This is a genomic window from Streptomyces alkaliterrae (genome assembly GCF_007097205.2).
Lineage (GTDB): Bacteria > Actinomycetota > Actinomycetes > Streptomycetales > Streptomycetaceae > Streptomyces > Streptomyces alkaliterrae.
Map to the genome: position 1 here is coordinate 1 of NZ_VJYK02000256.1, position 7,808 is coordinate 7,808.

Sequence of the window (7,808 nt, forward strand, 5' to 3'; positions counted from 1 at the left end):
GCCCCGCCCTGACCAGGCCCATCCCGATCAGACTCCTCCCGATCAGACTCGTCCCGACGCGACCCCTCCCGCCGAGATCTGCCTCGTCGGCCTCAGCGCGCCCGGACACGTCTTCCCCTGCCTCGGGCTGGCACGGGAACTCGTCGACCGCGGCCACCGGGTGACGTACGCGGTGACCGAGCGGTTCGCGGCGACCGTGGCCGCCACCGGCGCCGAACCGCTGCTCTGCCCCGAGACCCTGCCGCTGGACACCGATCTGGCGGCGCTCGCCTCCGACCCGGTGAAGCTGACGACGCTGCTGTTCGAGGAGTCGGTGGCGGCGCTGCCGAGTCTGCTGGAGCACTACGGGCGAGGCGGTGTCGCCGCCCCCGAGCTGGTGTTGCACGACAGCGGCGCGTACGCGGGCGTGGTGCTCGCGCACCGGCTCGGCGTGCCGGCGGTGCAGCTCGCCACCCACATGATCAGCGAGGACTGGAGCGACGCGGACGGCGGCGCGCAGAGCGCCGTGTTCACCAGCGAGGCGGCCCGCTCCTACGCCGACCGCTTCCGGGAGTGGTTGACCGCCAACGGGATGCCGGACACCGGCCCCGACGACCTGGACCGGCCCCGCCGGGCCCTGGCGCTGGTCCCGAGCGCGATGCAACCGGACGCCGACTCGCTCGACCCGGCGGTGTACAGCTTTGTCGGCGCCGGACCGGACGGACGCATCGGGCGGGAGCGGTGGTCGCGGCCGGCGGACGTCGAGCGGGTGGTGCTGGTCTCGCTCGGCTCCGGCTTCACCCGCCGTCCGCACGTCTACCGGGCGTGTGTGGAGGCGTTCGGCGGTCGGCCCGGCTGGCATGTGGTGCTGCAGATCGGGCGGCACGTGTCGCTGGAGGAGCTGGGCGAGCTGCCGGGCAACGTCGAGCCGCACGACTGGGTGCCGCAGGCCGCCGTGCTGGCGGAGGCCGACCTGTTCGTCACGCACGCCGGGATGGGCGGCAGCCAGGAGGGCCTGGCGTTCGGCGTCCCGATGGTGGCGGTGCCGCAGGCGCTCGACCAGTTCGACAACGCCGACCGGCTGTGCGCGCTGGGCGTCGCACGCCGCCTGGACAACCACGCTTTCACCGCGCGGGCGTTGCGTCGGGCGGCGGACGAACTGCTCGACGATCCGGCGATGCCGACACGGCTGGCCGCGCTGCGGGCCGCCGTGCGCGCCGACGGCGGCCCCCGCCGCGCCGCCGACCTGGTCGAACGCGAGGTGGCGGCGGCCCGCGGCTGAGCGCTCGCCACCACCAGGCGTCAGTCTCCGCTGTGTCAGCCCCGGTCGCGGCAGCCCCCGTCGTGGCAGCCCCCGCCGCGTCAGCCCCGGTCGGTGACGGGGAGGCGGTGGGCGAGGAGGGCCGTGTGCAGGGAGGTGCGGGTCTCCGGGTCGGCGAGGTCGACGCCGAGGATCCGTTCGACGCGGGCCAGCCGGTCGTAGAGGACGGGCCGGGAGACGTGCAGGGCGGCGGCCGCCGCGGTCTTGTCGCCGGAGTCGAGCAGCGCGGCGAGGACGTCGAGCAGCCGGGTCCCGTGCTCGGCGTCGTGGCGCAGCAGCGGACCGAGTTCGCGTGTCACGAAGCGGGCCAGCCGGTCGTCGTCCCAGAGCAGGTGCAGCAGCCCGCGCAGATGGACGTCCGCGAGCCGGTGCACGGCGGGTCCCGGCGCGGCGCCCCCGTCAGCCGGCTCGGGCCGGACGGACGCGGCGACGTGGTGGGCTTCCGCGAGCGAGCGGCCGGCGTCCCGGGGGCCGTGCACGGTCTCACCGGCGGCCAGCACGACGTCGCCGGGGGCGCCGAGTTCGGCGGCGACCGCGGTGAGCACGGCGGCCGCGTCGACGTCGGGCGGCAGGGACAGCAGGGCGAGTACGTCGTCCGGGTCGGTGCCCACCAGGGCGGGCACGTCGCGGTCGCGGAGGGCGGCGGCGAGCGCGGCGGCCAGCCCGGTCAGCGCGTCGGCGGCGACAAAGGCCCGCCGCCCGCGCCGCACCACCGGCCGCGCGGCGACGCCGGTCAGCGAGCGGTCGGTGAGCGGGACCCCGGCCCGCGCGCAGCGGCCGAGCAGTTCCTCGTCGGCGCCCCGGTCGCGCAGGGCGGTGAGCAGGGCGTGGTGGGCCTGGCGTTCGACGCCGTCGCGGTGCCGGGCGTGCAGCCGGTGCAGGGCCAGCGCGGCGGCGGCGCGTTCGACGAGGACGACGTGCCGGTCGGGCGGCGGCTGCGGGGTGAGCACCACGAGCCGTCCCCAGTCGTCGCCCCGGCTGCCGACGACGGTCACCAGCCAGCCGGCCCTGCGGTCGTAACCGGTGCGGCTGTCGAGCCGGACGCGGCGGGAGCGCTGCTCCCAGTCGCGGAGCAGTTCGTCGGCGGGTGCGCCGCCGGTGTCGTAGCCGAGTACCCGGTGGCGGAAGGACTCCAGGACGACGGGATGGCCGGCGATGCGGGCCGCCTCGGCGAGGATGTCGGCGGGTCCGGCCTCGGCGACGCTGAGCGCGGTGAACACGTCGTGGATCTGGCCGGCCGCCCGCAACTCCACGACCTGCGCGTTCACCAGGCGTTCGCCGACGGCCTGGGTGACCGCCACAAACGGCACCTCGCGGCGCAGGGCCACCAGCGGCAGTCCGGCGCGTTCGCAGGCGTCGGCGAGGGCGGCGGGCAGCTCACGCGTCCAGCGGCGGCCGAGTTCGACGACCAGGCCGGCGGCGCCGCCGTCGCTGAGTTCCCGCACGTAGCCGTCGAGGTCCAGGGCGGCGGCCGGGAGGGCGATGCCGGTGGTGAGGACGAGTTCGCCGCCGCGCAGCAGCGGCGCGAGGTCGGCGGCGAGCTCCATGGAGTGCACCCAGCGCACCGGCCGGTCCAGCGCGTCGCGCCCGGCGACCACCAGCGGGTCGCCCTGCCGCAGCTCGGGCATGGCCAGCACCTCGGCCACCGAGGGGTAGGTCACCGCCACGTCCGCACACCTCCTCTGACATCCCCCGCCGCCGACGATGTGTCGGGGAAGGATGCCATATCCGACAGAACGTAGCTGCCGCCGGTGGCCGGATGCCGCTCCAATGGCGACATGGACAACACGACCAACGGAGACCGCCGCATCACGCACTGGCTCGGCGGCAAGCCCTGGACCGGTACGGCCGCCCGTACCGGCGCCGTGCACGACCCGGCGACCGGCGCCGTCACCGCGCACGTGGACCTCGCGGACGCCGCGACCGTCGACGAGACGGTGGCGACCGCGGCGGCGGCCTTCGCCGGCTGGCGGCGCACGTCGCTGCCGAAGCGGGTGGCGGTGCTCTTCGAGTTCCGCCGGCTGCTGGCCGAGCGGGCCCCGGAGGTCGCCGCGGCGATCACCGCCGAGCACGGCAAGGTGCTGGACGACGCGGCGGGCGAGGTCCAACGCGGCCTGGAGGTCGTGGAGTTCGCCTGCGGCATCCCGCATCTGCTCAAGGGCGGCCACACCGCGGGCGCGGCGACCAGCGTGGACGTGCACGCGCTGCGGCAGCCGCTCGGGGTGACGGCGATCATCTCGCCGTTCAACTTCCCGGCGATGGTGCCGCTGTGGTTCGCGCCGGTGGCCATCGCCTGCGGCAACACGGTGGTGCTGAAGCCGAGCGAGAAGGTGCCGTCGGCGGCGATGCTGCTGGCCGAGCTGTGGCGGGAGGCGGGGCTGCCGGACGGCGTGTTCAACGTGCTGCACGGCGACAAGGCGGCCGTGGACGCGCTGCTGACGCATCCGGACGTGGCGTCCGTGTCGTTTGTCGGCTCCACGCCCGTCGCCCGGCACGTCTACGCGACGGCCGGCGCGCACGGCAAGCGGGTGCAGGCGCTGGGCGGCGCGAAGAACCACATGGTCGTCCTGCCCGACGCCGACCTCGACCTGGCCGCCGACGCCGCCGTCAACGCCGGTTTCGGCTCGGCGGGGGAGCGGTGCATGGCGGTGAGCGTGCTGGTGGCCGTCGAACCGGTCGCCGACGAGCTGATCGCGAAGATCACCGAGCGGATGGCGTCGCTGCGGGTCGGCGACGGCCGGCGCGGCTGCGACATGGGCCCGCTGGTCACCGCCGAGCACCGGGACCGGGTCGCCGGCTACGTCGAGGCGGGGGTGGCGGCCGGCGCCGAGCTGGTGGTGGACGGCCGCGGCGGTCCGGTGGACGGCGAGCCGGGCGGCTACTGGCTCAGCCCCACGCTCTTCGACCGGGTGACGCCTCAGATGCCGATCTACACAGACGAGATCTTCGGACCCGTCCTGTCGGTCGTCCGGGTGGCCTCGTACGACGAGGCGCTGGCTCTGGTCAACGCCAGCCCGTACGGCAACGGCACCGCGCTGTTCACCAACGACGGCGGCGCCGCCCGGCGCTTCGAGGAGGAGGTGGAGGTCGGCATGGTCGGCATCAACGTGCCCATCCCGGTGCCGGTCTCCTACTACTCCTTCGGCGGCTGGAAGGCGTCGCTGTTCGGCGACAGCCACGCCTACGGCCCGGACGGCGTGCACTTCTTCACCCGCACCAAGACCGTCACCACCCGCTGGGCCGATCCCCGCCACCGCGGCATCGACCTCGGCTTCCCGCAGAACGACTGACCCGGCCGGACCCGATCTCGGAGGTCACCATGAACACCCGGCACGAGGCGCTGCGGGAGACCGCCGGCCGCCATCTGATGCTGCACTTCTCCCCCCAGCGGATCGACGACCTGCTCGTCCTGGAACGTGGCGAGGGCCCGTACGTCTTCGACACCGAGGGGCGGCGGTACGTCGACGCGCTGTCCAGCCTCTTCTGCTCGCAGATCGGCTACTCCTACGGGCGGGAGATGGCCGAGGCGGCCACGAAGCAGCTCACCACGCTTGCCTTCAACACCAACTGGGCCACCGCCCATCCGGCTGCCATCGAGCTCGCCGAGCGGCTGACCGACCTGGCGCCGGAGGGACTGACCAGGGCGTTCTTCACCAGCGGCGGCTCGGAGTCGGTGGAGGCGGCGTGGAAGCTGGCCCGCGAGTACCACCTCGCCAACGGGCAGCCGCAGCGCACCAAGGCGATCGCCCGGCAGACCGCCTACCACGGCGTCACCCTCGGCGCGCTGTCCTTCACCGGCGTCCCGCGCTTCAAGGAGGCGTTCGGGCCGCCGCCGGTGGACGTCGTGCACGTGTCGAACACCAACGCGTTCCGCGCCCCCGACGGCGACGACCCCGACGCCTTCCGCGCCCGGCTGCTCCGCGAGGTGGAGGACGCCATCCTCGCCGCGGGGCCCGACGAGGTGGCGATGATCATCGCCGAGCCGGTGCAGAACGCCGGTGGCTGCCTCACCGCGCCGCCCGGCTACTGGCGCGGCCTGCGGGAGCTGGCCGACCGCTACGGGGCACTGCTGATGGCCGACGAGGTCATCACCGGCTGCGGACGGCTGGGGGAGTGGTTCGGCGTCACCCGGGAGGGCGTCACACCCGACCTGGTCAGCCTCGCCAAGGGCCTGACGTCCGCGTACGCTCCGATGGGCGCGGTCGTCGCCGCCGAGCGCGTCGCGGCGGCGCTCATCGACACCGGGCGGCCCTTCCGGCACGGCATCACCTTCGGCGGCCACCCGCTGTCGGCGGCGATCGCCCTGCGCAACATCGAGATCTTCGAACGCGACGGCGTGCTGGAGAACGTGCGCACGCTCAGCCCGCACCTGCGCGAGCGGATGGACGGGCTGCGGGAGCTGCCGATCGTCGGCGACGTGCGAGGCGCCGGGTTCTTCCTCGCCGTCGAGCTGGTCAGGGACGCCGACAACACCCGCTTCGACCAGGCGGAACGCGACCGGCTGCTGCGCGGCTTCCTGCCCGGGCGGCTGCTCGAGGCCGGGCTGATCGCCCGCGCCGACGACCGGGGCGACAGCGTCCTGCAGATCGCGCCGCCGCTGATCGGCGACGCCGCGCTGCTGGACGACATCGTGGACCGGCTGGCCGACGTGCTCACCGACGCGAGCAAGCGCTTCTGCGTCTGAGCCGCGAGCCGCGATCCGCACGCCGGGGACGTCCCGGGCCGCCCGTCACCACGGCCGGCGGCGCCGGGCGACCCGGCGTGTCCGCATACGGCGCCGAACGCTATACAACGCCGATTCCGTGGCGCCGCGAAATCGTAACGACGGAATCCCTTGTCGACCGGGCATCCGCCTGTCAGGATCGGCATCCATCCACGGCACACGCCACTCGCACAGTCATGGCACAGCACGCGCGGCGCACACCGCGCGTTGCGGGCAGGAGAGTCTGATGGCCGTCCAGCTTCCCGACGCGGCAGCGAAGTACGCGGAAGGAACCCAGTTCATCGGCGGGCGTGCGAGGCCCGGCACCTCCGGGCGCCGGCAGCCTGTCATCGACCCGGCGAGCGGCAAGCCGGTACTGGAGTACGAACTCGCCGGCCCCGCCGACGTGGACGACGCCGTGGCCGCCGCCGAAGGCGCGCTGCCGCAGTGGGCGACCGCCACACCGGCGGACCGCTCCGAGGCCCTGTACCGGCTGACCTCCGCACTGCGGGAGATGTCCCCGGACCTGGTGGCCGCCGAGTCCGCCCAGTGCGGCAAACCGGTACGGCTCTGCGAGGAGTTCGACGTTCCCGGCTCGATCGACAACGCCGCCTTCTTCGCCGGCGCGGCCCGCCGCCTCGACGGGATGGCCGCCGCCGAGTACAGCCCCGACCACACGTCCTCCGTGCGCCGCGAGCCGCTGGGCGTCGTCGGCTCCATCGCGCCCTGGAACTACCCGCTCCAGATGGCCGCCTGGAAGATCCTCCCGGCGATCGCCGCCGGCAACACGGTGGTGCTCAAGCCCTCCGAACTCACCCCGCTGACCGCGCTGATGTTCGCCGAGGCCGCCCGCGAGGCAGGCCTTCCGGACGGCGTCGTCAACATCGTCACCGGCGCCGGGCCGGACGTCGGCGAACACCTCGCCGGCCACCCGGGGCTCGCGATGATCTCCTTCACCGGCTCCACCCCCGTCGGCCGCCGGGTCGCCCGCCGCGCCACCGAGGGCGGCAAGCGGCTGCACCTCGAACTCGGCGGCAAGGCGCCGTTTGTGGTCTTCGACGACGCCGACCTGGAGGCGACCGTGCACGGCGCGGTCGCGGGCGCCCTCATCAACAGCGGCCAGGACTGCACCGCCGCCACCCGCGCCTACGTGCAGCGCCCGCTGTACGAGGCGTTCGTCGCGGGCGTCGCCGACCTCATGGCCTCGCTCACCGTGGGCGACCCCGCCGACCCGGCGACCGACCTCGGCCCGCTCGTCTCCCACCGGCACCGCGACCGCGTCGCAGCCTTCGTCGACCGGGCCCGCGCCCACGCCACCGTCGTCACCGGCGGCCGGGTCCCCGGCGGCGACCTCGCGGCGGGCGCGTACTACCCGCCCACCCTGATCACCGGCGCCGCGCAGGACAGCGAGATCGTCCAGCAGGAGGTCTTCGGCCCCGTGCTCACCGTGCTGCCCTTCGACACCGACGACGAGGGCCTGGCACTGGCCAACGACACCCCGTACGGACTTGCCGCGTCAGTCTGGAGCCGGGACGTCTACCGCACCGGCCGGGCCACCCGCGAACTGCGCGCGGGCTGCGTGTGGGTCAACGACCACATCCCGATCATCAGCGAGATGCCGCACGGCGGCTACCGCGCCTCCGGCTACGGCAAGGACATGTCCGCCTACTCCTTCGAGGAGTACACGCAGGTCAAGCACGTGATGTCGGACAACACGGCCGTCGCGCGCAAGGAATGGCACCGCACGGTCTTCGCCCTCTGACGGCCGCACCGCCGACGTCACCCCGAACACCCCCCACTCCCACC

At 74.3% G+C, this 7,808-nt stretch carries 5 protein-coding genes; 4 read left to right on the forward strand and 1 reads right to left on the reverse strand.

Features of this window, described 5'->3' with window-relative positions:
* Positions 1–76: 76 nt before the first annotated feature.
* Positions 77–1,261 (forward strand): macrolide family glycosyltransferase, encoded by a 1,185-nt coding sequence (locus FNX44_RS20465; protein ID WP_143649998.1) that lies wholly within the window; start codon positions 77–79, stop codon positions 1,259–1,261.
* Between the two features lie 80 nt (positions 1,262–1,341).
* On the opposite strand, the gene FNX44_RS20470 is transcribed toward FNX44_RS20465, so the two are convergent.
* Positions 1,342–2,967: a PucR family transcriptional regulator gene (locus tag FNX44_RS20470; protein WP_323369530.1), complete on the reverse strand. Its 1,626-nt coding sequence runs from the start codon at positions 2,965–2,967 to the stop codon at positions 1,342–1,344.
* Positions 2,968–3,078: 111 nt separating this feature from the next.
* On the opposite strand from FNX44_RS20470, the gene FNX44_RS20475 reads away from it, so the two are divergent.
* The 3 genes from FNX44_RS20475 (at position 3,079) to FNX44_RS20485 (ending at position 7,764) form a co-directional block, all read left to right on the forward strand.
* Positions 3,079–4,590 (forward strand): CoA-acylating methylmalonate-semialdehyde dehydrogenase, encoded by a 1,512-nt coding sequence (locus FNX44_RS20475; protein WP_143649992.1) that lies wholly within the window; start codon positions 3,079–3,081, stop codon positions 4,588–4,590.
* Between the two features lie 29 nt (positions 4,591–4,619).
* The gene (locus FNX44_RS20480) at positions 4,620–5,984 is read left to right on the forward strand and encodes an aspartate aminotransferase family protein (protein WP_143649993.1); all 1,365 of its coding nucleotides are present in this window, start codon (positions 4,620–4,622) and stop codon (positions 5,982–5,984) included.
* 265 nt (positions 5,985–6,249) lie between these two features.
* Positions 6,250–7,764 (forward strand): gamma-aminobutyraldehyde dehydrogenase, encoded by a 1,515-nt coding sequence (locus FNX44_RS20485; protein WP_143649995.1) that lies wholly within the window; start codon positions 6,250–6,252, stop codon positions 7,762–7,764.
* Positions 7,765–7,808: the final 44 nt, after the last annotated feature.

Bases quoted from the DNA above. Each gene is read 5' to 3' on its own strand.
- FNX44_RS20475 (WP_143649992.1), top strand. From the start codon at position 3,079: ATGGACAACACGACCAACGGAGACCGCCGCATCACGCACTGGCTCGGC.
- FNX44_RS20480 (WP_143649993.1), top strand. From the start codon at position 4,620: ATGAACACCCGGCACGAGGCGCTGCGGGAGACCGCCGGCCGCCATCTG.
- FNX44_RS20485 (WP_143649995.1), top strand. From the start codon at position 6,250: ATGGCCGTCCAGCTTCCCGACGCGGCAGCGAAGTACGCGGAAGGAACC.